Source organism: Streptomyces sp. NPDC003247, assembly GCF_042888135.1.
In the GTDB taxonomy this organism is placed as follows: domain Bacteria; phylum Actinomycetota; class Actinomycetes; order Streptomycetales; family Streptomycetaceae; genus Streptomyces.
Genome location: NZ_JBIAPF010000005.1, coordinates 306,433 through 328,347, shown reverse-complemented (window position 1 = coordinate 328,347; position 21,915 = coordinate 306,433). Strand labels below are relative to the sequence as shown.

Genomic DNA, 21,915 nt, shown 5'->3' with positions numbered 1-21,915 from the left:
CACACCCAGCCCATGGCATCTCCCAGCATCGACATCACGCTCACCCCGGAGGTGCCGGACGGCGCGGCGACCGGCGTGACGGTGAGCTACGTCGTGCGCGGCATCGACGTGGCCGAGGGCGACACGCTCTGCCGCATCCCGAAAACCCTCTTCGGCTTTCCCGCCGCCGAGATCACCGACGACGGCATCGTCGCCTTCGACGACGGCGGCGAACTGCCGCTCACCCACAGCCTGGACGAGCCGACCCCCACCTTCACCTACCGCCGCTGGCGCACCGGCCGGCCCTCGACCGGCGACATCCGGGTCGAGTACTTCGCCCCCGTCCGCGTCGTCACCCCCGCCACGACCAACGGGCCCCTGTACGACCTCAGGGCCGAAGGCTCGGGCATCAGCGCGGCCGGCATCTCCTTCCTCGCCCTCCCGGACCGCGAGGAGGAGTTCACCAGCAGCGTGGGCTGGGACCTGTCCCAACTGCCCGCAGGAGCACGCGGGGTGAGCAGTCACGGAGAGGACACCGTCAGCCGCACGGCCACCCCGGAAGCCCTGACGTTCACCTTTTACATGGCCGGAAGCATCGGCTCCTACCCCGAGCACCCCGACCCCGTCTTCGGCATGTACTGGCTGTCCCAGCCTCAGTTCGACACCACCGAGGTCGGCGCGTACGTCCGCGAGCTCTACGACCGGATGTCCGTCTTCTTCCGCGAACCCGACCCGGGATACCGGGTGTTCGTCCGCAAGCACCCCTTCCCCGGGAACGGCGGCAGCGCCATGCCCGGTTCCCGCAGCTTCATGTTCGGCTGGAGCGACGAACAGCCCCAGTCCGCGCCCGTCCTGAAGAACCTCCTGTCCCACGAGGCGGTGCACAACTGGCCGCTGCTGTCCGGAGACCCCGCGGAGAACAGTTGGTACAACGAGGGCGTCGCCGAGTACTACTCACTCAAGCTCACCCTCGACGCCGGCATCCTCACCGCGGACGCCTTCGCCGGCCTGCTGAACGAGCGCGCCCACGGCTACTACTCCAACCCGCTGCAGACCCTCTCCAGCGCGGAGACGGCCGAGCTGTTCTGGAAGGACTGGCGCGCCCAGCGAGTACCTTACGGGCGTGGCCTGTTCTACCTGATCGACGTCGACCACAAGCTCCGCGCGACCAGCGAGGGACAACGCGGCCTCGACGACCTGGTGCTCGAACTTCTCGAACGCCGGCGCGCCGGGGAGGAGGCGTCGGTCGCCGTGTGGATCGATCTGGTGGTGCGCGAACTCGGCGAGAGCGCACGTGAGAAGTACGGGGCCATGATGGCCGGCCGCTGGGTCCTTCCGGACACCGACGCCCTGGCCCCCAGGCTGACCGGCCGGGACGCCGACATCCGCCAGCTCGACGTCGGATTCGACTACCCGAGCTTCAAGAGCGGCACCGTCACCGGTGTGTTCGAGGGCGGTCCCGCCGACAAGGCCGGCGTCCGGGACGGCGACGTCATCGTGCACGGTCCAGCACCCCACTCGCTGCCGCAGAAGGAGGTCACGGAGATCACCCTGACCCTCCGGCGGGACGACAAGACCTTCGACGTCACCTACGAACCCCTCGGCGAGCTGGTTCCGGGGCGGCTCTGGGACGCCGCCGACTGAACACAGGACAGGTCCTGCCGTCAGGACCTGCCCGACCCCCACTGTTCCGCGACCGCCTCGATGAGCGCGCGCATCCTCAGGGGCATCTCCTCGCAGAGCGAGATCGCGGTGTTCGTCCGCACCACACCCGGCGCCGCGAGGATGCGGCCGTTGACGCGGTGGAGGTCGGCGGTGTCCTGGGCGACGACCTTGACCAGCAGGTCGGCGTCCCCCGTGGTGGAGTGCATCTCGACCACCTCCGGAATGTCGTGCAGTTCCTCGGCCGGCCGCGGGGTGCTCGTCTGGCTCAGCGAGATCGACACGAAGGCCACCAGGCGGTTGCCCAGGGCCGCGGGGTCCACCCGCCGGGAGAACTCCCGCAGCACCCCCTCCCGGTCCATGCGCTGGAGCCGCGCTGCGAGCGTGTTCCGCGCGATGCCCAGCCGCCCGGCGAGGGCCAACGCGCTCGCGTCGGGCTGGTCGTCGAGGGCCAGCAGGATACGGGCGTCAAGGCTGTCCATATGGGCATTCTGGCACAGAAAATAGTTCCATCCATTCAGACTGCTCAATGAAGAGTGGGCCTGTTGCGCAAAACTAACCCCTCTTCGCAAGGTATCGATATGCCTGATCAGAGCCTTTCCACGCCCCCCGGGCGGCGCCCGCTCCTGCGCCCCGCACTCGACGCCATACCCGCCTACACGCCGGGGCGTCGCGCGACGACGGCACTCACGGCGGCACTCGCGTCCAACGAGAGCCACCTCGCCCCGCTGCCTTCCGTCCAGGACGCCGTACGCGAGGCCGCGTCCCGGGTCAACCGCTATCCGGACGCCTCCGCCGTCCGGCTGCGAGCCGCCATCGGAGACGCCCTCCACGTAGACCCCGACACGATCTCGGTCGGCCCGGGAAGCGTGGGTGTCCTGCAGCAGCTTCTCGCGGCGTTCTGCGACGCCGGGGACGAAGTGGTCTTCGCCTGGCGCTCCTTCGAGGCGTACCCCATCCTCGTCGGACTCGCCGGAGCCCGCGCGGTAACCGTGCCCCTCACGGGGGACGGCGCCCACGATCTCGACGCGATGGCCGCCGCCGTCACCGAGCGGACCCGGATCGTCCTGCTGTGCGTGCCCAACAACCCCACGGGCGTGGGCATGCCGCACACGGATCTCGAAAGGTTCCTCGACCGCGTTCCTCCCACGGTCCTCGTGGTCGTGGACGAGGCGTACGCCGAATTCGTCGACGACCCGGATGCGGTCGACGCTCTGCGACTGCTGGACGACCACCCCAACCTCTGCGTCCTGCGCACCTTCTCCAAGGCGTACGGCCTCGCCGGCCTGCGGATCGGCTACTGCGCGGCTTCCGCCTACACGGCCGACGGGCTCCGGCGCGCCGCCCTGCCCTTCGGCGTCGGGACGGCCGCCCAGGAGGCGGCCATCGCCTCGCTCGCGGCCCGGGGCGAACTGCGGGCGCGAGTGGCCGAGGTCCGCGCGGAGCGAGAGCGCGTCACCACTGCCGCGCGTACGCAGGGCCGGCCGGTACCCGTCAGCCAGGCCAACTTCTTCTGGGTACCGGCGCGGGGCCGCCGGCTCGCCGCGCTGCTCACCGCGTTCGGCGCCGCGGACGTCCTCGTCCGTCCTTTCGCCGACGAGGGCATCCGCGTCACCCTCGCGGACCGTGCCGCCAACGACCGGGTGCTGGACGTCCTGGCGAACGCGGGTGTGGGGGTGGAGCAGTGACCGCGCAGGCAGTCGACGCCCGAACCACCGGACCGGCCGTCGCGCACACCGCCGTCGAGGACGGCCTGGCCATGACCATCGGCACCTTCCTCACCTCATTCGGCCTCTACCTGATCCACTCCGTCGGAGCCGTCACCGGAGGGACCGCCGGACTCGTCCTGCTGCTCACCCGACTGCTGCCCTGGCCATTCGCCGTCATCTTCGCGGTCATCAACCTCCCCTTCGCCGTACTGGCGTGGCGGCGCAAGGGACGGCGCTTCGTCCTCAACTCGGTGATCTCCGTCGCGCTGCTCTCCGCGTTCTCCCTCGTCCAGCCGCACCTGATCGCGACCTCACACCTCGTTCCCCCGTACGCCGCGCTCCTGGGGAATCTCATCGCGGGTATCGGGCTGCTCATCCTCTTCCGGCACCATTCGAGCCTTGGCGGATTCAACGTCATCGCGCTCGTCTGCCAGGACCGCCTGGGCTGGCGGGCGGGGTACGTCCTGCTGGCCCTGGACGCCACCGTCGTCGTCCTCTCGGCTTTCACGGCACCGCTGCAGACCACGCTGCTCTCCGCGCTCGGCGTCGCCGTGCTCAACCTCGTGATCGTCCTGAACCACCGCCCCGGCCGCTACCCCACCGCACTGTGAAGGCCCGTTGTTCCGAGTGCCTCCGGGGTCTGGCGCGGCCCTGGATCTGGGCCAGACCCATCACTGAGGCTCAACCTCGGGAGTGGACACCGGGTTTCATGCGACTCGCGACAGCGTACGTGATGAGATCAGCTGTTGCTCGAACTCGACTGGCGTGAGGTGGCCGAGGGCGGAGTGGCGGCGGCGCCGGTTGTAGGAGGCCAGCCGGCGGAACAGCTCCAGCCGTGTCTGCGCCTTCGAGGTGAGGCGTCGCCCGTGGAGCGGTTCCCGTTTCAGGCCCTGGAAGAACGACTCGGCCAAGGCATTGTCGTGAGCGGCCGGCCCGGGGCCGCGGTCCCGGGCCGGCCGCGACGGCTATGCCTGGCGGGCCGGCTCGGCGGCCCGGGACACCGCTCGTTCCGCCGGACTCCGCTGCTCCGCCAGAACGCCCTGCTCCATCGGAACGCCGCAACGGATCCAGTCGTCGATCCATGCGATGAGGTGCCAGTCCTGGTCGTTGGCGAGCGGGTCGGCCACATGCGCCGGCTCCCCGTCCACCGCGGTGGGGAAGACGAACGCGCAGGTGGCGCCGCCGTCGTCGAAGTAGTTGCACATGTTGGCGCGGAGGATCCGGTCGGCCAGTTCCCGGAGTCGGGGCGTGCGCAGTTCGCCGGGCAGGTTCGCCACCGCGTCGGCCGTCAGGGCGCTCCAGTGGTGGGGGAACACATCACCCCACTGCCGTCGCAGCCCGAACCAGAATCCGTCCCAGTGCCGGATGGCGATGCCGTTCAGCCGCACATGCTGCTGCGGGCCCCCGAAAGCGAGCAGTTTGGGCAGGGCGGCGCGGTTCGCGTCGAGGAAGACGCCGTCCCCGGTGAGCCGGTACGCCTCACTGTAGAGATTGATCAGGGGCGCGATGATCGACTGCTCGTAGGCGACCTCGTGCGCGGGCAGGTCGTCGCCCTGTGCGACGAAGTGCCGGGCACTGGCGACAAGGCGGTCACGGAGTTCCGTCGCGCGCTGCTCGTGGCCGGCGGCTTCGAGTTCGGTGGCCGTACGAACGGTGACGGCGGCCAGCCCGATCGCGAGGAACCGCTCGATGCCCCTGTGGAAGGCGCGCTCCAGAATGCCCGCGGCGTGTCCGAGCATCGTCTCGTCCCGGTTCCACAGGTACCGCTCCAGGTAGAAGCGTGACAGCCACGGCATGTCGTAGAGGCGCGGCGGGTCCGTGACGTTCGATCCGCGGCGCGGTGTGTAGTCCGCCTCCAGCAGGTGCTCGCGGGCGAAGTGCGCCCACCCGTCCAACTCCTCGTCGACCTCCGCCGACAGCCAGCCGAGACGGCGTGCCAGTTGCAGCATGATCGCCATGCCGATGCGCTCCGCACCGTCCGACCAGTCCGGCCACCCCCCGGCGGGAACGGTGAGCCGGGTGCGGACGTCCGTGCTCACCAGACCGTAGGCGAGTGAGCCCGCCCGTTCGGTGGCCCGTTGGTAGCGCATGATGTAGTCCGCCCGCTTGCGCACCATGGTGGGGAGCGGGTCGTGGAAGAGGATCTGGGTGTGGCTGTGGTCCCCGATGGACACGGTCACATCGCCGTGCCGGGTGCCGCTGACGGCGTAGCCGCCGGGTACTTCTCGTACGGACACGTCCGGGTGGTCGACCCGCACCGTCTCGGCGGTGCGGACCAGTATCTCCTCACCGGTCTGCGCGGCGAGCCGGTCGAACTCGGCCGGGGCACCGGTGTCGGCGAGGAACGACTCGACGGTGTCGTACCAGCGCAGTTCCCACCCGAGCCGGTAGGTCTCCCCGGGTGCCAGGGTGAACTGCGGCTGCCCGCCGAACGCGTCGGGGTTGCGGGCGTGGTCCGTCGGGTGCAGGACCACGTGTCCGCGCACGTTCGAGGAGGAGTTGTGGTTGCGGGACTCGACGGAGTAGCCGTGCAGCGCGCCGTCGCGGACGATCAGACCGAGGGAGCGGCCCACGCCGGACATCGGCTGCGCGAGCACCCACGCCCACTTGCCGCCGGTCATCACATGGGCGTGCACCGAGCGGTGCACGGCCGAGCGGGCGTTCTCGTACAGGTCGGCGAACGGGGTGTTGATGCCAATGCCGGTGATGCGCACCGGTGCCTCGCCGACGTTCTCGAAGGAGTACGTCTCGGTGAAGGCCGGGCCGCCGGCTCGCTCGACGGTCAGTCGCACGTCGGCGGTGACGTCGAAGGTCACCCGGATCGCCGCATCCGTCACCACCCATTCGTCCGGGACGTTCCACCGTCCGGCACCCCGGTCGGTGACGAGGTGGCCACTGCCCCACGCGTGCTCCGCGAACTGCCAGGAGATGGAGTCGTCGAGCAGGTACCGCCTCTCGGGATCGGCGTCGCAGACGAACTGCGCGGGCGCGCCGTCCGGAGTCATCACGACGGTGCCGCCGTCGAACCGGACAGCGTCGGGCATGGGATCAGACATGGGAGCACTTTCTGGACGGGACGCGCGCCGGCGGGCTCGTGCGGCCTCCGGTGCGCGTGCGCGTGGGACGCCGGTCAGCCCTTGAGGGCGCCGCTGATGAGGTCCAGCCGCCAGTACCGTTGCAGGAACAGCAGCAGCAGGACGCAGGGGATGATCGACAACATCGCTCCGCTGATGGCCAGCGAGTACAGGGAGGGCTCGCCGGAACTCTGCGAGAGCAGGCTGTACAGGCCGAGGGTGAGGGGGAACTTGTCGGTGTCGGACAGCATGATGTACGGCAGCAGGAAGTTGTTCCACACGCCGACGAACTGCAGCATGAAGACGGTGACCATGGCCGGGACCATCATGGGCAGTGCGATCGAGACGAAGATCCGGAACTCTCCGGCCCCGTCCATGCGGGCCGATTCGAGTGTGTCCGACGGGACGGAGGAAGCGGCGAACACGCGGCACAGGTAGATGCCGAACGGCGAGATGATCACCGGTAGCAGGACCGACCAGTAGGTGTTCCCGAGTCCGATGAGGGACATGAGCATGTACTGCGGGATCGCGATGACGATCCCGGGGACCAGGACTCCGGCGAGGATGGCGTAGAAGATGATCCGTCGGCCGGGGAAGTCGAACTTCGCCAGTCCGTACCCGGCGGCGACGGAGACCAGGACCGACAGGACCGAGCCGATGCCGGCGTAGAGGAAGCTGTTGAGCGCCCAACGCCCGAACTCGCCGCTGTTGTGCGTCATGAGCGACCGGATGTTCGCCATCAGTCCGGTGCCGGGTGTGAAGGTGAACGTGCTGAACAGCTGGCCGGGTGACTTGGTCGAGGCGACGACCACCCAGGCGACCGGGACGAGACAGTAGAGGGCACCGATGAGCAGCACACCGGTGGAGAGGGCGTAGACGCCTCGGCGGGTGCGGGGCGGCGTGGCGATGGTGCTCACTGCTCCTCCTGGAAGGCCTTGCGCTGAGTGCTGCGCAGCAACGCGACGGACAACACGACGGTGAAGAGGGCGAGCAGCACGGATTCGGCCGACGCCAGGGGGAGGTTGTCCCGGGTGAAGCCGTCCCGGTAGACGGTCATCAGCGGCACCCACGTGGCGGAGATGCTGGTGGTCATGGGCTGCAGCGTGGTCGGCTCGCCATAGACCTGCAGCGTTCCGATCAGGCTGAACAGGCCGGTGAGCACGAGCGCGGGGGCGACCAGTGGGATCTTGATCCGCCAGGCGATCTGCCACTCACTGGCGCCGTCGAGGCGGGCCGCTTCGTAGACCTCGGCGGGCAGACCGCGCAGGGCCGTGTAGATGACCACCATGTTGAAGCCGATCCCGCCCCAGATCGCGATGTTCGCGATGGAGAAGAAGACCTGCGGATCGTCCAGGAACGGGATCGTTCCCAGGCCGAGGGCGCGTGTGATGTGTGAGAAGGGGCTGGTGCCCGGCAGATAGAGGAAGCCCCACATGAGGCTGGCGACCACGCCGGGGACGGCGTACGGGATGAAGATCGCGACGCGGGAGAAACGGCGTGCGCGCACCCGGTACGTGTCCAGCAGCAGTGCGAATACGAGCGCCAGACCGAGGGTGAGCGGGATCGCGATCAGCCCGTACAGGGCGAGTCGGCCGAAGCCGGCGAGAAAGTCCGGGTCGGTCACCGCGTCGGTGTAGTTCGACAGGCCGACGAACACCTGTCGGCGGGCGGCGAGGATTCCGCCGCCCTGCACCCGGTAGCCCCGGAAGCTCAGCCACAATGCGTAGACGATCGGGACAAGCATGAACGCGACGTAGAGAAGCGCCGCGGGGGCGACGAAGAAGTAGGGGGCTCGGAGTGCCCTCCGGCGGCGCCGGGATCGCTTGACGTCCGAAGCCGTGAGGGGACGGGGCGCTGCTGTTGCCATGGTTCGACTCCTGGGCGCGGCCCTGACCGCAGCGGTCAGGGCCACATCGGTTGCGCTACTCCGAGACCTTGAAGCCGGTCTTCTTCATGTCACTGACGACGGTGTCCTGCACCGCCTTGACCGCAGACGACAGCGTCGAGCCGTTCTTCATCGCCTTCGCCGTCTCGTCCTGGTACGCCGACTGCCCCACGTCGGTGTTGGGTCCCCACTGGATGGCGGGAAGCGTGTCGCCGGCTATCTCGGCGGCGAGTTTCCAGAAGTCGGTCTGCTGCGGCATCAGTGTCGGCGGCTCGGCGGTCGCGGCGAGTTCCTGTCCGGAGATGTTGCCCGGGTAGGTTCCGGCCGCGATGCCGATCCGGCGCGCCTCCTTCGACGTCGACAGCCACTTGATGAACTCGGCGGCCTGCTCGGGGTGCTTGCTGTCCGCGGTCACGATGGTGGAGGAACCGCCCTGGAAGCCGACCTTGTCGTCCCCCTCGGTCCACGTCGGCAGCTTCGCCATCGCCCACTGTCCGGCGGTGTCGGGTGCGTCGGCCTCGATCACGCTGGGCGCCCAGATCGCGGACGGCCAGGTGAGGATCTTGCCCTGGTTCAGCTCCTGGTTCCACTGCGGCGTCTGGATGCCCTCGACCTTGACGTAGCCCTTGTCGATGAGTCCCTGCCAGTAGTCCGCCACCTTCAGCGCCGGCTCGCTGTCGATGCCGACCTTCCAGGTGTCGCCCTCGGTGGCCCACATGGCGGCGCCGGCCTGCTGTGCGAGGCCGGCGAAGTTGCCGAACTCGGTGGGGTTGAAGGTGGCGATGTAGCTGTCCGGGTCCTTCTCGTGGATCTTCTTGGCGGCCTCCGCGTACTCGGCCCACGTGGTGGGGACCTCGACGCCGAGTTCCTCGAACCGCTTGGTGTTGTAGAGCAGCACCTGGGGGCCGGCGTCGTTGGGGACCGCGAAGGTCTTGCCGTCGTAGGTCGTCAGGTTCCACATCGAGTCGGTGAAGTCGCTCTTCAGTTCACTGTCGATGTGCTTCGTGATGTCGATCGCGACGCCGCTGGTGACCACGGCCGGAAGCGACTGGTACTCGACCGAGGCCATGTCGGGGCCGCTGTTGCCGGCCCGGTGCTGGGTGAGCAGCTTCGCCGGGACCGAGCTGTTGCCGGTCGGAGCGATTTGCTTGACCTGGATCTTCGGGTGGGTCTTGTTCCAGGCGTCCACGATCTTCTTGTTGGCGTCGCCCCAGGCGTAGTACGTCAGGTGCACGACGCCGTCGGAGCTCTCGTCCGAGCCGGATCCGCCGCATCCGGAGAGGACGAGAGCCAGTACGCCCGCGGCTGCGGACGGGAACGCGAGTTTCCTTCGCATTGCTATCTCCCTTGATGAGGAATGCGATGAGGCCAAGCGCTCCGTTGCTTCGTACGGGGGGTGCGGCGCGGAAACTGCGCCCCGGCTCGGCGGTTCGAGGTCATGATGGAAGCACGCAGCGATACGTATCGCAATAGTCGTGACGACATCTGACGCCGACGCGTCCGAAGGGGCTGACCATGGTGAACGCACACGGTGAGCCGCCGCACGGCGAGCGGCATGAGGGCCCGGCCCGCACGCCGGCCAACCGTCCACGTCGGCGCGCGGGCCGGCCGCCGCCCGGCGGTTCCCGCGTACCGCCCGTACCTCTCAGCCAGGCGCGTTGAACAAGGTGGTCGTGGCCCGGCGCGTCAGACCGCGGGGCTCGACGAGTTCCAGACGGGCCGGCGCGCGGGAGCCTTCGAGGCGCTCCAGCAGCAGCCTCATCGCCAGGCTGGAGACGGTACGCGGCAGGGGCGACACGTTGGTGACCGGACGGGCGAAGGACAGTGCGGTCTCGTCCGTGCAGAGGCTGACCAGCGACAGGTCCTCGCCGAGGAGCAGATGCCGCTCGTGCACCAGTCGGACCAGCCACTCGGTGACCTGCGGGGCGCGGCAGATCAGGCCGAGACGGTCGTCGGCGTGGGCCAGCAGCCGGTCGGCGCTGTCCACCACGCCCTCCCAGCCCTCCAGCCTGCGGGGCACCACGGTCAGCTCGACACCGTGGGCCGCCGCCCGGTCCCGGAGCCCGTCGTAGAAGTCGAACATGAACTGGAACCGCCGGCGCTCGGCCGGCAGATCCCCCAGGACGGCGATGTGCCGGTGGCCGGTGAGAGCCAGCTCGTCCACCATCAGTTCCGCGGAGCGCCGGATGTCGAAGTCGACCACGTCCAGGCCCCGCGGGTCCTTCGGCCGTCCGACCAGGACCACGGGCAGTCCCAGGTCGTGGGCGGCGTCGATGCGTTCGTCGTCCGGCTGGATGTCCATCAGGACGAACGCGTCGCAGATCGACCGGCCGGCCAGGCGCCTGATGCCCTCGGGTGCCTCACGCTCGGTGCTGACCAGCACGTCGTAGTCGTGTTGCCGCGCCTGCTCGATGATCGTGTCGAGGTAGGGAACGGACTCGGCGGCGTCGACCTTCGCGCTGAGGTGCATGACCAGCGCGATGACGTTGGTCTTCGCCGTCCGCAGTGTCCGCGCACCGGCGTTGGGCTGGTAGCGCAGCTGCCGCATCGCCGCCTCCACCCGGCGGCGGGTCTCCGCCGAGACCGCACGCTTACCGCTCATCACCGCCGACACCGTGCTCTGCGCCACGCCGGCCAGGGCGGCGACATCCTTGCTGGTCGGCGCCGTTCTGCCGCCGCGATGTTCCGCCGGCGACCGATCGTCCTGTTCCATGTGGCGTACCGTATCCGACCCTCCGCGCCCCGGGCAGAGCGGAACGAGATGTGCGGCGACAGGGGATGTCGTGGGGCAGCCGTCTGCGGTAGCGTCGATACGTATCGCAGACCATTTCGTCAGGCATTCGTCCTGATCTGCCGTTTTCCGGTGAAGGAAGTGATGATGTCCCCCCGCCTTGAATCCGCCCAGTCCGTCGCCGCCCATTCCGTCGCCGCCCAGTCCGTCGGCACCCTCGTGGGACAGTCGGCGGACGAGGTGGAGCTGACGCTCGAAGCGGGCGAACGGTGGTGGGGCGGGGCCGTGTCCGACGGCCTGCTGATGCCGTTCGGCGACCGGCCCTTCGCCCGCGACCTGGGCGGCACGGTGTCGGGGGCCGACGGTGCGGCGGCACCGTCCAACCAGAGCAGTCCGTTGCTGGTGTCGACCCGGGGCCGGGTGGTGTGGTCGGACAGGCCCTTCGCCTTCTCCTTCGAGGAGGACACGTTGCGGATCTCGGGCCGGCAGGTGCTGGTGTGCCGGGGCGGGTCGACGCTGCGGGAGGCCTATCTGACCGCCTCACGGCGGTTCTTCCCGCCGTCGGGGCGGGCACCGGCACGGGAGCTGTTCGAGGCCCCGCAGTACAACACCTGGATCGAGTCCCCCTACACGCCCACGCAGCAGTCGGTGCTGGAGTTCGCCGCCGGCATCCTGGAGGCGGGAATGCCCCCCGGGGTACTGATGATCGACGACTGCTGGTCGCCCGACTACGGCTCCTGGTGGTTCGACCGGGGCCGGTTCCCCGACCCGGCGGCGATGACCCGGCAGCTCCATGCGTGGGGCTTCACGGTCATGCTCTGGGTCGTTCCCTTCGTCAGCCCCGACTCCGCGGCCTTCCGCGAACTGGAGGGCCGGGGCCTGCTCGTCCGCGACCGCTCCGGCGACACGGCGGTGCGCCGATGGTGGAACGGGCTGAGCGCGCTGCTGGACCTGACCAACCCTGACGCGATCGCCTGGCTGACCCGCCACCTGGACGCCCTGCGTGACGAGATGGGCGTGGACGGGTTCAAGTTCGACGGCGGCGACGTGCGCGACTACCGCGACGACGACCTGACGTTCCGGCCCGCCGAGCCGGTCGACCTGTGCGAGGCCTGGTCGCGGGTGGGTCTGGAGTACCCCTTCAACGAGTACCGGGCCAGCTGGCGCATGGGCGGCCGGCCGCTCGGGCAGCGGCTTCAGGACAAGGGCCCGCTGTGGGGTCCGGCCGGCATCCGGTCCCTGCTGCCCGAGATGCTCGCCCAGAGCATGACCGGCTATCCGTTCATCTGCCCCGACATGATCGGCGGCGGTGAGATCACGGCCATGAACGCCCAGGGCGACTCCACGGACCAGGAGTTCTTCGTCCGCTACGCGCAGGTCGCCGCCCTCAGCCCCATGATGCAGTTCTCCGTGGCACCTTCCCGTGTCCTGGACGAGGTCCACCTCGCCGCGGTCCGTGAGGCACTCGCCGTCCGTGCGGCGCTGCTGCCGCGTCTGCTGGAACTGGTGGACGAGGCGGCGCGCACCGGCGAGCCGGTCCTGCGGCCCATGGCGTACCACGCGAGCGGGGCGGACGAGGTCACCGACCAGTTCTTCCTCGGTCCGGACCTGATCGTCGCCCCGGTGACGGAACAGGGCGCGACCACGCGGAGCGTCGTCCTCCCGGCGGGCCGCTGGCGGGCGGACGACGGCGCGGTCTTCGACGGCCCCGCACGCATCGACGTACCGTGCGCCCTCGCGCGCATCCCGCGGTTCGAGCGACTCGGCGACGCCTGAGAGGAGTCGGACCGCCTCCCGTCCGGCAATCGGACGGCCTCCCGTCCGGCAAGAGGACCGACGGAACCCGTGGACGACCATGACCGGACCGCCCTGCCCGAGGGCGGTCCCCCGCAGTGAGCAAGGGGACGTATGAACGAGAGACTGGTGACGAGCGGAGTCCCGTGGTTCGACGACCGCGGACAGACGGTGAACGCCCACGGCGCCTGTCTGCTGCGCCGGAACGGGCGCTGGTACCTGTTCGGCGAGTACAAGACCGATGACCTCAACCAGTTCGCCGGCTTCAGCTGTTACTCCTCCGCCGACCTGGTCGACTGGCGCTTCGAGCGGATGGCCCTGCCGGTGCAGCCCGACGGACTGATGGGCCCCGGCCGCATCGGCGAGCGCGTCAAGGTCATGGAGTGCCCCACCACCGGCCGCTTCGTGATGTACATGCACTCCGACGACCTGGGGTACATGGACCCGCACATCTGTGTGGCGGTCAGCGACACCATCGACGGCGAGTACTCCTTCGTCGGTGCGCTGACCTACCGGGGCGAACCTCTTCGCAGGTGGGACATGGGCACGTTCCAGGACGACGACGGAACCGGTTACCTCCTGATCCACGAGGGCGACATCTACCGTCTGAGCCCGGACTACCTCACCGCCGAGGAACGCGTCGCCCACGAGGTCGCCCGCGGCGGCGAGTCACCCGCCATGCTCAAGCACGACGGCACCTACTTCCTGATGGTCTCGCACAAGACCAGCTGGGAGAGCAACGAGAACGTGCACCTGTCCGCCCCGGCCGTCGAGGGGCCGTGGACCTACCGCGGTTTCTTCGCCCCCGACGGCAGCCTGACCTGCAACTCGCAGTGCACCTACGCCTTCACCCTGCCCACCGCCGACGGGGACCTCCCGGTCTACATGGGCGACCGCTGGTCCTTCCCGCACCAGGCGTCCGCGGCCACCTACGTGTGGCAGCCGCTCCGGATCCACGGCGACACCCTCTCCATCGACCGGTACCAGGGCGCCTGGGACCCGCTCACCGGCCGTCCGGGCGAGTACACCGGCAAGGAGACGGCCATCGGCTTCTCCTCCACCACCGCGGGCGACAGCGTGGAGATCCCCTTCACCGGCACGTGCATCGTCCTCGTGGGCTCGTCACGGCCCGACGGCTCCTACGCACGGGTGGAGCTGACCGACGCCGGCGGAACGGTGCTCTCCTCCCTCTACGTCACCTTCTACAGCAAGGTCCCCGACGACGGGTACCGCTACGTCAGCCCGGTCCTTCCTCCGGGCGACTATCTGCTGAGGGTCACCGTGCTCGGCGAACCCACCGAGTGGAACGACAAGAGCGGGGCGCGCTTCGGCTCCGTCGGCACCCACGTCTCCGTCGACCGGGCCGTCGTACTCCCCTGACCCGTCTGCGGGCGACGGCGGGCCGAGGCCGGCTGCTCCCTGGCGCCGCCCGCTCCCCCCGGTCGGACGGCGGACGTCCGGCCGGGGCCGGAACACAGGCGGCCGGCCGCTCGTCGGCGCCCGCGAGTCCCCGGCGGGACCTTCGCCGTCACCGGAAACTGTTCGCCGCGGCGCCGGCCACCACCCGTAGCCCTGGGCGCGGTCCGACACCTCATCAGCCGTGTTTGCGAGCGCTGCCACCCGGCCTGCGGGTCCCCATGTCGGCTTGCCGCCAGGAAGGCCAGGGCTTCGGGAAGCGCGCGGACGGTTCACCGATCCGCACGGGGGTCGGGACCGGAAGCGGCAGGCGCGGAGCCAGGACAGGCAGCCACCGGCACTCCTTGCGCTGGAGGTCCGGGGCACGTTCTGTACGGGGCATGCGCACGGCCAACTCGTCCCCAAGGCGCCACTGCTGGTTGTCCCACCCGCCCGCCACCTTGCGGATGGCCGGCCCTGCGAGGTCCGGATGCTGCTCCTGCAGCAGGTAGCAGGTTGTGGACCAGGTCTGCGGTGATCTCGGTCTCGGAGTCGGTCATGCGAAGCCACAGTACTGGGGCCCATCGCCGATGCGACTCCGGTCCGGCAACACGTTCGCAAGCTGACGTGCTCCCCTCGCGAACCGTGGTGCTCCGCGGACGCATGCGCGGGGCGCATGCGTCCGCTCCGGTCGTGGCGGGGAGGGTCCCGGACAAACAGCCGACCCCCCGCCTGGCCGGACGGTGGTCAGTGCGAGCCGGCGTCCACCCGGACCTCACCGCGGTCGCCGGACCAGAGGGTGTGGAACGTTCCCTCCTTGTCGGTGCGCCGGTAGGTGTGGGCGCCGAAGAAGTCGCGCTGACCCTGGACGAGCGCGGCGGGGAGACGGTCCGCGGCGAGCGAGTCGTAGTAGCTCAGCGCGGAGCTGAACCCGGGCACCGGAACGCCGGAGAGCGCGGCGGTGGCGACGATGCGGCGCCAGGCGTCCTGCCCCTCGGTGACGGCCCGCGCGAAGTACGGGGCCTCCAACAGCGTGGTGATGCCGGGATTCTCCGTGTACGCCTCGGCGATGCGGTCGAGGAAGCGGGCGCGGATGATGCAGCCGCCGCGCCAGATCCTGGCGACGTGGTCCTTGCGGATGTCCCAGCCGTACTTGTCGGCGCCGGCGATGACGGCGTCGAAGCCCTGCGCGTAGGCGACGACCTTCGAGGCGTAGAGGGCCTTGGCGACGTCCTCTGCGAAGTCCGGGCCGGCCACCTGCTGTGCGGGGCGGGCCGCGCCGAGCCTCCGTACGGCCGCGCGCTGCGCCGGCCTGGCGGAGACGGCGCGGGCGAAGACGGCCTCCGCGATGCCGCCGACCGGGACGCCGAGGTCCAGGGCGTTCTGCACGGTCCACACGCCGGTCCCCTTGGAGCCGGCCTGGTCGAGGACGATGTCGACGAACGGCCGGCCGGTGTCGGGGTCGACCTGCCGCAGGATCTCGGCGGTGATCTCGATCAGGTAGGACTCCAGCGGGCCCTTGTTCCAGTGGGCGAAGATGTCCGCGACGGCGTGCGGTTCGAGGCCGCCCACCGTGCGCAGCAGGTCGTACGCCTCGCCGATGAGCTGCATGTCGGCGTACTCGATGCCGTTGTGGATCATCTTGACGAAGTGCCCGGCGCCGTCGGTGCCGACGTGTGTGACACAGGGTTCGCCGTCGGCGACCGCGGCGATGGAGGAGAGGATCGGGCCGAGGGTCTCGTAGGACTCGGCGGAGCCGCCGGGCATGATCGAGGGGCCCTTGAGGGCGCCTTCCTCGCCGCCGGAGATGCCCACGCCGACGAAGTGGATGCCGGTGGGAGCGATGCGCTTCTCGCGGGCGATGGTGTCCTGGAAGTTGGCGTTGCCGCCGTCCACGATGATGTCACCGGGCTCGAACCGCTCGGTGAGCTGCTCGATCACCGCGTCCGTGCCCGCGCCGGCCTGCACCATGATGATCGCGGTGCGCGGCCGGGCCAGCGACGCGACGAAGTCGTCGACGGTCTCGGCGGCGACGAACCCCGCCTCGGGGTGCGCCGCGACCAGTTCGGCGGTGCGGGCGTGGGTGCGGTTGTACACGGCCACGGTGTTGCCGTCGCGGGAGGCGAGGTTGCGGGCGAGGTTGGAGCCCATCACCGCCAGTCCGATGACACCGATGTTGGCCGTTGCGCGGGTACTCATGTGTTTCTCTTCCGTTCGGTGGGGACGGTCGGGTCAGAACGCGAGGAGGACCTTGCCCGAGACCGAGGCGTCGGCGGCGACGGCGAGCGCCCGCAGTGCCTCGGCGGCGGGGAAGCAGTGGGTGACGACCGGTCCGATGGCGAGGGATCCGTCGGCGAGTGCTGCGATGACCTCGTCGATCTCGTCGTTGAAGCGGAAGGAGCCGACCAGGTTCAGCTCCCGGGTGATGGCGTGCGCGACCGGCACCGGCTGGTCGCCCTGGGGCAGCAGGCCCACCATGACCACCGTGCCGCCCCGGGTCGCGCCGCGGATCGCGGAGGCGAGGCCCCGGTGGTTGCCGGAGGACTCGATCACCACGTCCGCGTCGACGGCGGCGATCGCCTCGGCGTCGCCCGCGTCGAGGGTTCGTGTCGCCCCGACCTCGGTCGCGATCCTGCGGGGCGTGTCGTGCAGGTCGACCGCCACGATCTCGGCGGCGCCGGCCCGCTTGGCGACCGCGACGGCGAGGGCGCCGATGGGACCGCTGCCGACGACGAGGACCCGCTTGCCGCTCACGTCGCCCGCCCGCGAGACGGCGTGCCAGGCGACGGCGGCCGGTTCGGCCAGGGCGGCGACGCGGAGGTCGACGCCCTCGGGCAGCTCCCGCAGCATGGCCCCGGGCAGCACGACCTCGGCGGCGAAGGCCCCCTCGGTGTGGGGGAAGCGGGCGGCGGAGCCGAGGTAGCGCACGCCCGGCGAGAGGTTGGGCCGGTCGTGGGGAAAGCGGACGCCGGTGGGTTCGCGCCGTGAGGGGTGGACCGCGACGCGGGTGCCCGCCGCCGGACCGCTGCCGTCGGACGCCGCCCGCAGGACGGTTCCGACGACCTCGTGGCCGAGGACCATCGGGGCCCGCAGCACGGACTCGCCGACGGCGCCGTGCTTCCAGTAGTGCAGGTCGGAACCGCAGATGCCGCCGTAGGCCACGGCGACGACCGCCTCGTGCGGCTGCGGGGCGCGCAGGTCGATGTCCTCGATCCGGACGTCGTCGGCGCCGTGGGCGACGACCGCGGTGGTGGTGTGGGTGAACTGGGTGGACACGGGCGGTTCCCTTCTCAGACGACGACCGTCATGTCTCAGACGACGACCGTCATGCCGCCGTCGACGAAGACGACCTGGCCGTTGACGTAGTCGGAGGCGCTGGAGGCGAGCCATACGGCGGGGCCGACGATGTCGGCGACCGTCCCCCAGCGCCGGGCGGGGGTGCGGCCGAGGATCCAGGAGTTGAACTTCTCGTCGTCGACGAGGTTCTGGGTCATCTCGGTGTGGATGTAGCCGGGGGCGATGCCGTTGATCTGGAGTCCCTCGCCGGCCCACTCCGCCGTCATGGCCCGGGTCAGGTTGCGCAGGGCTCCCTTGGCCGCGGTGTAGGGGCCGATGGTGGGGCGGGCGAGGTCGGTCTGTACCGAGCAGATGTTGATGATCTTCCCGGCGTGGCGCGGCAGCATCCGGCGGGCGACCTGCCGGCCCACGACGAAGGCGCCGGTGAGGTTGGTGTCGACCACCCGCTGCCAGTCCTCGCGGCGCACGTCGAGAAGGGGTTCGCGGTGCTGGACGCCGGCGTTGTTCACCAGGACGTCCACCGGGCCGACTTCGGACTCCACGGACGCGAGGGCCGAGGCGACGGCGTCCTCGTCGACGATGTCGAAGGACCGGGCCGCGACGCGGTCCTTCCCGAACCGCTCGGCGAGGGACGCGCGGGTGGCCTCCAGGCGCGCGGCGTCGACTCCGTTGAGGACGATGGTGGCTCCGGCGTCCGCCAGGCCGGTGGCGATGCCGAGTCCGATGCCGCGGCTCGATCCGGTGATCAGGGCGACCTTGCCGGTGAGGTCGAAGGGGGAGGTCATGCGTGAGGGTCTTCCTGGTCGTTCGGTGCGGTTCAGTAGAACTCGACGGTGTTGACACGGTTGAGGAGGGGCTCGCCGTCGAGGAGCCGGGTGGCGTTGGCGGCGAAGAGTTCTGCGATGAGCCGGTCCTCCCCCGCGTCGAGTGCCGCGGTGTGCGGACTCACCAGCACCCGGCCGTCGTCCCACAACGGGCTGTGCGCGGGCAGCGGTTCGGTCTCGAAGACGTCCAGGGCGGCGAAGCCGACCCGTCCGGATTCGAGCGCGTCGACCAGCGCCGCCTCGTCGACGACGGTCCCGCGGCCGACGTTGACGACGGTGGCGCCCGGCTCGAGGGCGTCGAAGAACCGCTTGCCGAGCAGGTGGTGGGTCGCGTCGGTGCCGGGCAGCGTGTTGACGACGGCGTCCACGGTGGGGGCCAGCTCCGCGATCCGGTCGGGGTGGACGACGTGGGAGACGCCGGGGACGGTGACGTCCCTGCGGCTGGTGCCGACGACCGTGGCGCCCAGCGCGTGGAGCGACGCCGCGACGACCCGGCCGATGCCGCCGAGGCCGAGGACGAGGACCGTCTGCCGGCTCACCTGGCCCATCGTCCAGCGCCCGCTCCACTCGCGGTCGCGCTGCTGCCGCTGGAGGCGGGGCAGGTGCTTGGCGCCGGCGAGCACGCCGAAGACGGCGAACTCGGCCAGCGGGCGGCCGTGCACGCCGGCGGAGGTGGTGAAGACGACCCGGTCGAGTTCGCCGGCGTCGAGTCCGGCGGCCCTGACCTGTCCGCCGCCGCCGGCGGCCATCGTGTGCACCCAGCGCAGCCGCGGGTTGGCGCGCACGGTGCGTGCCAGGGCCGCGGGGTCGACGTCGGGGATGCCGTACAGCGCGTCGGCGGAGTCGACGGCCGCTTCGTAGGCGCGCTGCTGTTCGGGGCTGCGGCGCCAGTCCGGGTCGCCGACGAAGTCGGCGGGCCAGCGCATCGGAGGCAGCAGCGAGTGGTCGACGACGAGGTCGATCCGCGGTTCCAGCTCCCGGATGCGGGCGCGGTTCTCCTCGGACAGCGGGGCGGCGACCGCGACACGCAGACGTCCCGGCGTCCTGGGCACGGCGGTCACCTCGCGGCCTCGGCGCGCAGGGTCTCGACCTCGGCGTCCAGGGCCGCCTCCCGGGCGACGATGGCCTCGACCGCTTCGAGTGCCTCCTCGGCGCGGTGCGGCGGGATGACGATGACGCCGTCGCCGTCGGCGGCGACGATGTCGCCGGGGTTGACCACGACGCCGCCGATGGCGACCGCCTCACCGATCGAGCCGGGGCCGTTCTTGAACGGACCGGCGGGGGTGAGACCGCGGGCGAAGACCGGGAAGGCGAGGTCCTCGATGATGGCGGCGTCGCGTACGTAGCCGTCCACGACCGCGCCGGCCGCCCCGTAGACGGCGAAGCGCTGGGCGAGGTTGTCGCCCATGATGGCCCTGCCGTCGTAGCCGAACGCGTTGATGACCAGCATGTCGCCGGGACGGACGTGGTCCACCGCCGCGATCACGGCCTTGTTGTCGCCCGCCACGGAGAGGACCGGCAGCGCTGTGCCGACGGCCTTCGCGCCGTTCCAGACGGGCACGATGCCGCCGTCCGCGATGTTCAGCCGGTCCAGGGCGTCCCCGAGGTTGGCCACCGAGTGGGCACGGAACCGGTCCAGCAGTTTCTCGTCGACACGGTTCCACTGGGTGTGGACGCGCACGTTGTCCTGGGTCATCGAAGAACTCCTCGGGGGAACGGGATCGCGGTGGTGGCTGCGGTCGCCGAGGTGGCGCCGGCGCCGCGAGGGCACGGGACACGGGGGCGTACGCCGCCGCCCGAAAGTGCGAAAACTTTCGCGTTTCGCGTGAGTCAGTCTGCATCCATCCAGGCCACAGCACAAGGGTGGGCGGCGCCGGACCGCGTCCCGGCCCCCGTTTCGGGCTCGGAGACACAGTCGAAGCGGAAGGTTAACTTCGGGGCAATACGAGTCCTTGACCCACCCAGAATGCGAATCTATTCTCATTCGAAATTCCAGTCGCATCTCGGCTCCGGCGTTGTGGTCTGCAGGCCGGCGGCCCCGAAACACGTCACTCCCTCTCCTGGGGTTCCTCCTCCGTTCCCGTCATCGCGGGGACGAGCAGTCGTACCCCGACCCCGTCAGGACACCGCGCAGGGGTCCGCGACACCGAAAGTGAACGCGTATGGCAACGTCAGATCGGCTCAGCACCCCGTCAGATCGTCTCGAAGCGGCGTCGAACGGCACCGACGCCTCGGCCGTCGACGCCGTCTCCGCCGATGACAAGGTCGTCCGCAAGGCCACCGTCGCCGGTGCGATCGGCTCCTTCGTCGAGTGGTACGACTACGGCATCTACGGCCTGCTGGTCACCTACCTCGCCGTCAACATCATGGGTGAGGCGGACGCCGGCAACCTCTTCCTCACCAACGTCGGCTTCCTGGTCAGCTTCGTCGCGCGGCCGTTCGGCAGCGTCATCTGCGGCTATTTCGGGGACAGGATCGGCCGCAAGAGCCTGCTCGCCGCCCTGTTGGTGCTCATATCGGCCGCGACCGCGGCCATCGGGCTGATCCCGTCCTCCAACGTCATAGGTGTCGCCGCCCCCGTCCTGCTGGTCCTGCTGCGGGTGCTCCAGGGCTTCTCCGCGGGCGGCGAGGTGGCCGGTGCGATGTCCTTCGTCGGCGAATACGCCCCGGACAGCCGCCGGAACTTCATGATGAGCTTCATCGCGGTCGGGTCGTTCATCGCCCTCATGGTCGGCAGCTCCCTGTCCGCGCTCCTCATCACGGCGTTCGGTGACGACACGATGACCTCCTGGGCCTGGCGGGTGCCCTTCCTGCTCGCCGTCCCGCTCGGCTACGTGGGCTTCTACATCCGCCGCCGGCTGGAGGAGACGCCGCACTTCGAGTCGCTGCGCGAGCAGAACACCGTCGCGCGCAACCCGCTGCGCGAGGCGCTCGGCTCCCCCCGGCACCTCAAGGCGATCGTGCTCACGATCTTCCTGCCCGCGCTCAACGGCCCCGGCTACTACCTCCTGTTCGTCTACATGCCGACCTACCTCAAGACCTCGCTCGGCGAGCACAACTTCTCGATGCTGCGGGCGCTCATGGTCACCGCGGTCAGCCTGGTGGCCATCGCCGTCTGTATCCCGCTGATGGCCCGGCTGTCGGACCGGATCGGCCGTAAGCCCGTCCTCGCCGGCTCCGCGATCGCCATGGCCGCCGTCTCGTACCCGATGTTCAAGCTCATCACCACGGGCGAGGTCGGACTCGCCTGCATCGGCACCGTCGTCCTGGCCGTCGCCTTCTCCGGCCACGCCGCGGTCATCCACACGGTGCTCGCCGAGATGTTCCCGACCACCGTGCGCTACTCCGCCTACAGCATCGGCTTCTCCCTCTCGACCATCATCTTCGGCGGCAGCGCACCGCTGGTGATGACCGAGCTGATCGAGTCGACCGGATCCCAGCTGGTGCCCGCCTTCGCCTCCATCCTCACCGCCCTGATCACCCTGGTCGCCCTCGCCTTCGTGCGCGAGACCAAAGGCCGGCCGCTCGCCGACCGCTGAACCACCGTCCGCACAAGGGAGACGCC

Annotated in this window: 17 protein-coding genes and 2 pseudogenes; 6 read left to right on the top strand and 13 right to left on the bottom strand. The window is 70.1% G+C overall.

What is annotated here, in order from left to right:
• Positions 1–12 precede the first annotated feature (12 nt).
• Positions 13–1,623 (top strand): hypothetical protein, encoded by a 1,611-nt coding sequence (locus ACFYWQ_RS18975; protein ID WP_389517935.1) that lies wholly within the window; start codon positions 13–15, stop codon positions 1,621–1,623.
• Positions 1,624–1,643: 20 nt separating this feature from the next.
• Here ACFYWQ_RS18975 and ACFYWQ_RS18970 read toward each other — a convergent pair whose 3' ends face one another.
• On the bottom strand, positions 1,644–2,123 hold the full coding sequence (locus tag ACFYWQ_RS18970) for an Lrp/AsnC family transcriptional regulator (RefSeq protein ID WP_389517933.1): 480 nt from the start codon (positions 2,121–2,123) through the stop codon (positions 1,644–1,646).
• Between the two features lie 99 nt (positions 2,124–2,222).
• Here ACFYWQ_RS18970 and ACFYWQ_RS18965 point away from each other — a divergent pair, with 99 nt between their 5' ends.
• Both ACFYWQ_RS18965 and ACFYWQ_RS18960 read left to right on the top strand, forming a co-directional pair.
• The gene (locus tag ACFYWQ_RS18965) at positions 2,223–3,329 is read left to right on the top strand and encodes a histidinol-phosphate transaminase (protein ID WP_389517931.1); all 1,107 of its coding nucleotides are present in this window, start codon (positions 2,223–2,225) and stop codon (positions 3,327–3,329) included.
• Entirely contained in the window at positions 3,326–3,961 is a 636-nt protein-coding gene (locus ACFYWQ_RS18960; protein ID WP_389517928.1) for a YitT family protein, read from the top strand. The genes ACFYWQ_RS18965 and ACFYWQ_RS18960 overlap by 4 nt, the downstream gene beginning before the upstream one ends.
• 96 nt (positions 3,962–4,057) lie before the next feature.
• On the opposite strand, the pseudogene ACFYWQ_RS18955 reads toward ACFYWQ_RS18960, so the two are convergent.
• The 6 genes and pseudogenes from ACFYWQ_RS18955 to ACFYWQ_RS18930 form a co-directional block, all read right to left on the bottom strand.
• Positions 4,058–4,273, bottom strand: a pseudogene (locus ACFYWQ_RS18955) (integrase core domain-containing protein); the annotation flags it as partial.
• 42 nt (positions 4,274–4,315) lie between these two features.
• Positions 4,316–6,406, bottom strand: a complete 2,091-nt coding sequence (locus ACFYWQ_RS18950) for a hypothetical protein (protein WP_389517926.1) — start codon at positions 6,404–6,406, stop codon at positions 4,316–4,318.
• A 74-nt stretch (positions 6,407–6,480) separates the two neighbouring features.
• Complete coding sequence (locus ACFYWQ_RS18945) at positions 6,481–7,341, bottom strand: carbohydrate ABC transporter permease (protein WP_389517924.1); 861 nt, start codon at positions 7,339–7,341, stop codon at positions 6,481–6,483.
• Complete coding sequence (locus tag ACFYWQ_RS18940; protein ID WP_389517922.1) at positions 7,338–8,291, bottom strand: carbohydrate ABC transporter permease; 954 nt, start codon at positions 8,289–8,291, stop codon at positions 7,338–7,340. The genes ACFYWQ_RS18945 and ACFYWQ_RS18940 overlap by 4 nt, the downstream gene beginning before the upstream one ends.
• Positions 8,292–8,346: 55 nt before the next feature.
• On the bottom strand, positions 8,347–9,645 hold the full coding sequence (locus ACFYWQ_RS18935) for an ABC transporter substrate-binding protein (RefSeq protein ID WP_389517920.1): 1,299 nt from the start codon (positions 9,643–9,645) through the stop codon (positions 8,347–8,349).
• Positions 9,646–9,954: 309 nt separating this feature from the next.
• The gene (locus tag ACFYWQ_RS18930) at positions 9,955–11,022 is read right to left on the bottom strand and encodes a LacI family DNA-binding transcriptional regulator (RefSeq protein ID WP_389517918.1); all 1,068 of its coding nucleotides are present in this window, start codon (positions 11,020–11,022) and stop codon (positions 9,955–9,957) included.
• Positions 11,023–11,187: 165 nt separating this feature from the next.
• Here ACFYWQ_RS18930 and ACFYWQ_RS18925 point away from each other — a divergent pair, with 165 nt between their 5' ends.
• Both ACFYWQ_RS18925 and ACFYWQ_RS18920 read left to right on the top strand, forming a co-directional pair.
• On the top strand, positions 11,188–12,816 hold the full coding sequence (locus ACFYWQ_RS18925; protein WP_389517916.1) for a glycoside hydrolase family 31 protein: 1,629 nt from the start codon (positions 11,188–11,190) through the stop codon (positions 12,814–12,816).
• 132 nt (positions 12,817–12,948) lie between these two features.
• Complete coding sequence (locus ACFYWQ_RS18920) at positions 12,949–14,214, top strand: family 43 glycosylhydrolase (protein WP_389517914.1); 1,266 nt, start codon at positions 12,949–12,951, stop codon at positions 14,212–14,214.
• Between the two features lie 280 nt (positions 14,215–14,494).
• Here ACFYWQ_RS18920 and ACFYWQ_RS18915 read toward each other — a convergent pair.
• The 6 genes and pseudogenes from ACFYWQ_RS18915 to ACFYWQ_RS18890 all read right to left on the bottom strand — a co-directional run.
• Positions 14,495–14,789, bottom strand: a pseudogene (locus ACFYWQ_RS18915) (phosphotransferase); the annotation flags it as partial.
• A gap of 187 nt (positions 14,790–14,976) precedes the next feature.
• Complete coding sequence (gene gndA / locus ACFYWQ_RS18910) at positions 14,977–16,428, bottom strand: NADP-dependent phosphogluconate dehydrogenase (RefSeq protein ID WP_389517912.1); 1,452 nt, start codon at positions 16,426–16,428, stop codon at positions 14,977–14,979.
• 33 nt (positions 16,429–16,461) lie between these two features.
• Positions 16,462–17,505, bottom strand: a complete 1,044-nt coding sequence (locus tag ACFYWQ_RS18905) for an L-idonate 5-dehydrogenase (RefSeq protein WP_389517910.1) — start codon at positions 17,503–17,505, stop codon at positions 16,462–16,464.
• 35 nt (positions 17,506–17,540) lie between these two features.
• Positions 17,541–18,311, bottom strand: coding sequence for an SDR family oxidoreductase (locus tag ACFYWQ_RS18900; RefSeq protein ID WP_389517908.1), 771 nt, complete (start codon positions 18,309–18,311; stop codon positions 17,541–17,543).
• A 32-nt stretch (positions 18,312–18,343) separates the two neighbouring features.
• Positions 18,344–19,402 (bottom strand): D-2-hydroxyacid dehydrogenase, encoded by a 1,059-nt coding sequence (locus tag ACFYWQ_RS18895; protein ID WP_389517906.1) that lies wholly within the window; start codon positions 19,400–19,402, stop codon positions 18,344–18,346.
• A gap of 5 nt (positions 19,403–19,407) precedes the next feature.
• On the bottom strand, positions 19,408–20,046 hold the full coding sequence (locus tag ACFYWQ_RS18890; RefSeq protein ID WP_389517904.1) for an RraA family protein: 639 nt from the start codon (positions 20,044–20,046) through the stop codon (positions 19,408–19,410).
• 466 nt (positions 20,047–20,512) lie between these two features.
• Here ACFYWQ_RS18890 and ACFYWQ_RS18885 point away from each other — a divergent pair, with 466 nt between their 5' ends.
• Positions 20,513–21,889 carry an MFS transporter gene (locus ACFYWQ_RS18885; protein ID WP_389517902.1) on the top strand — a complete coding sequence of 459 codons (1,377 nt, stop codon included), beginning with the start codon at positions 20,513–20,515 and terminating at the stop codon, positions 21,887–21,889.
• Positions 21,890–21,915 lie beyond the last annotated feature (26 nt).

Excerpts from the sequence above, each read along its gene's own strand:
- ACFYWQ_RS18975 (WP_389517935.1), top strand. The coding sequence starts at position 13 with ATGGCATCTCCCAGCATCGACATCACGCTCACCCCGGAGGTGCCGGAC.
- ACFYWQ_RS18970 (WP_389517933.1), bottom strand. The coding sequence starts at position 2,123 with ATGGACAGCCTTGACGCCCGTATCCTGCTGGCCCTCGACGACCAGCCC.
- ACFYWQ_RS18965 (WP_389517931.1), top strand. The coding sequence starts at position 2,223 with ATGCCTGATCAGAGCCTTTCCACGCCCCCCGGGCGGCGCCCGCTCCTG.
- ACFYWQ_RS18950 (WP_389517926.1), bottom strand. The coding sequence starts at position 6,406 with ATGTCTGATCCCATGCCCGACGCTGTCCGGTTCGACGGCGGCACCGTC.
- ACFYWQ_RS18940 (WP_389517922.1), bottom strand. The coding sequence starts at position 8,291 with ATGGCAACAGCAGCGCCCCGTCCCCTCACGGCTTCGGACGTCAAGCGA.
- ACFYWQ_RS18935 (WP_389517920.1), bottom strand. The coding sequence starts at position 9,645 with ATGCGAAGGAAACTCGCGTTCCCGTCCGCAGCCGCGGGCGTACTGGCT.
- ACFYWQ_RS18930 (WP_389517918.1), bottom strand. The coding sequence starts at position 11,022 with ATGGAACAGGACGATCGGTCGCCGGCGGAACATCGCGGCGGCAGAACG.
- ACFYWQ_RS18925 (WP_389517916.1), top strand. The coding sequence starts at position 11,188 with ATGTCCCCCCGCCTTGAATCCGCCCAGTCCGTCGCCGCCCATTCCGTC.
- ACFYWQ_RS18920 (WP_389517914.1), top strand. The coding sequence starts at position 12,949 with ATGAACGAGAGACTGGTGACGAGCGGAGTCCCGTGGTTCGACGACCGC.
- gndA (WP_389517912.1), bottom strand. The coding sequence starts at position 16,428 with ATGAGTACCCGCGCAACGGCCAACATCGGTGTCATCGGACTGGCGGTG.
- ACFYWQ_RS18900 (WP_389517908.1), bottom strand. The coding sequence starts at position 18,311 with ATGACCTCCCCCTTCGACCTCACCGGCAAGGTCGCCCTGATCACCGGA.
- ACFYWQ_RS18890 (WP_389517904.1), bottom strand. The coding sequence starts at position 20,046 with ATGACCCAGGACAACGTGCGCGTCCACACCCAGTGGAACCGTGTCGAC.
- ACFYWQ_RS18885 (WP_389517902.1), top strand. The coding sequence starts at position 20,513 with ATGGCAACGTCAGATCGGCTCAGCACCCCGTCAGATCGTCTCGAAGCG.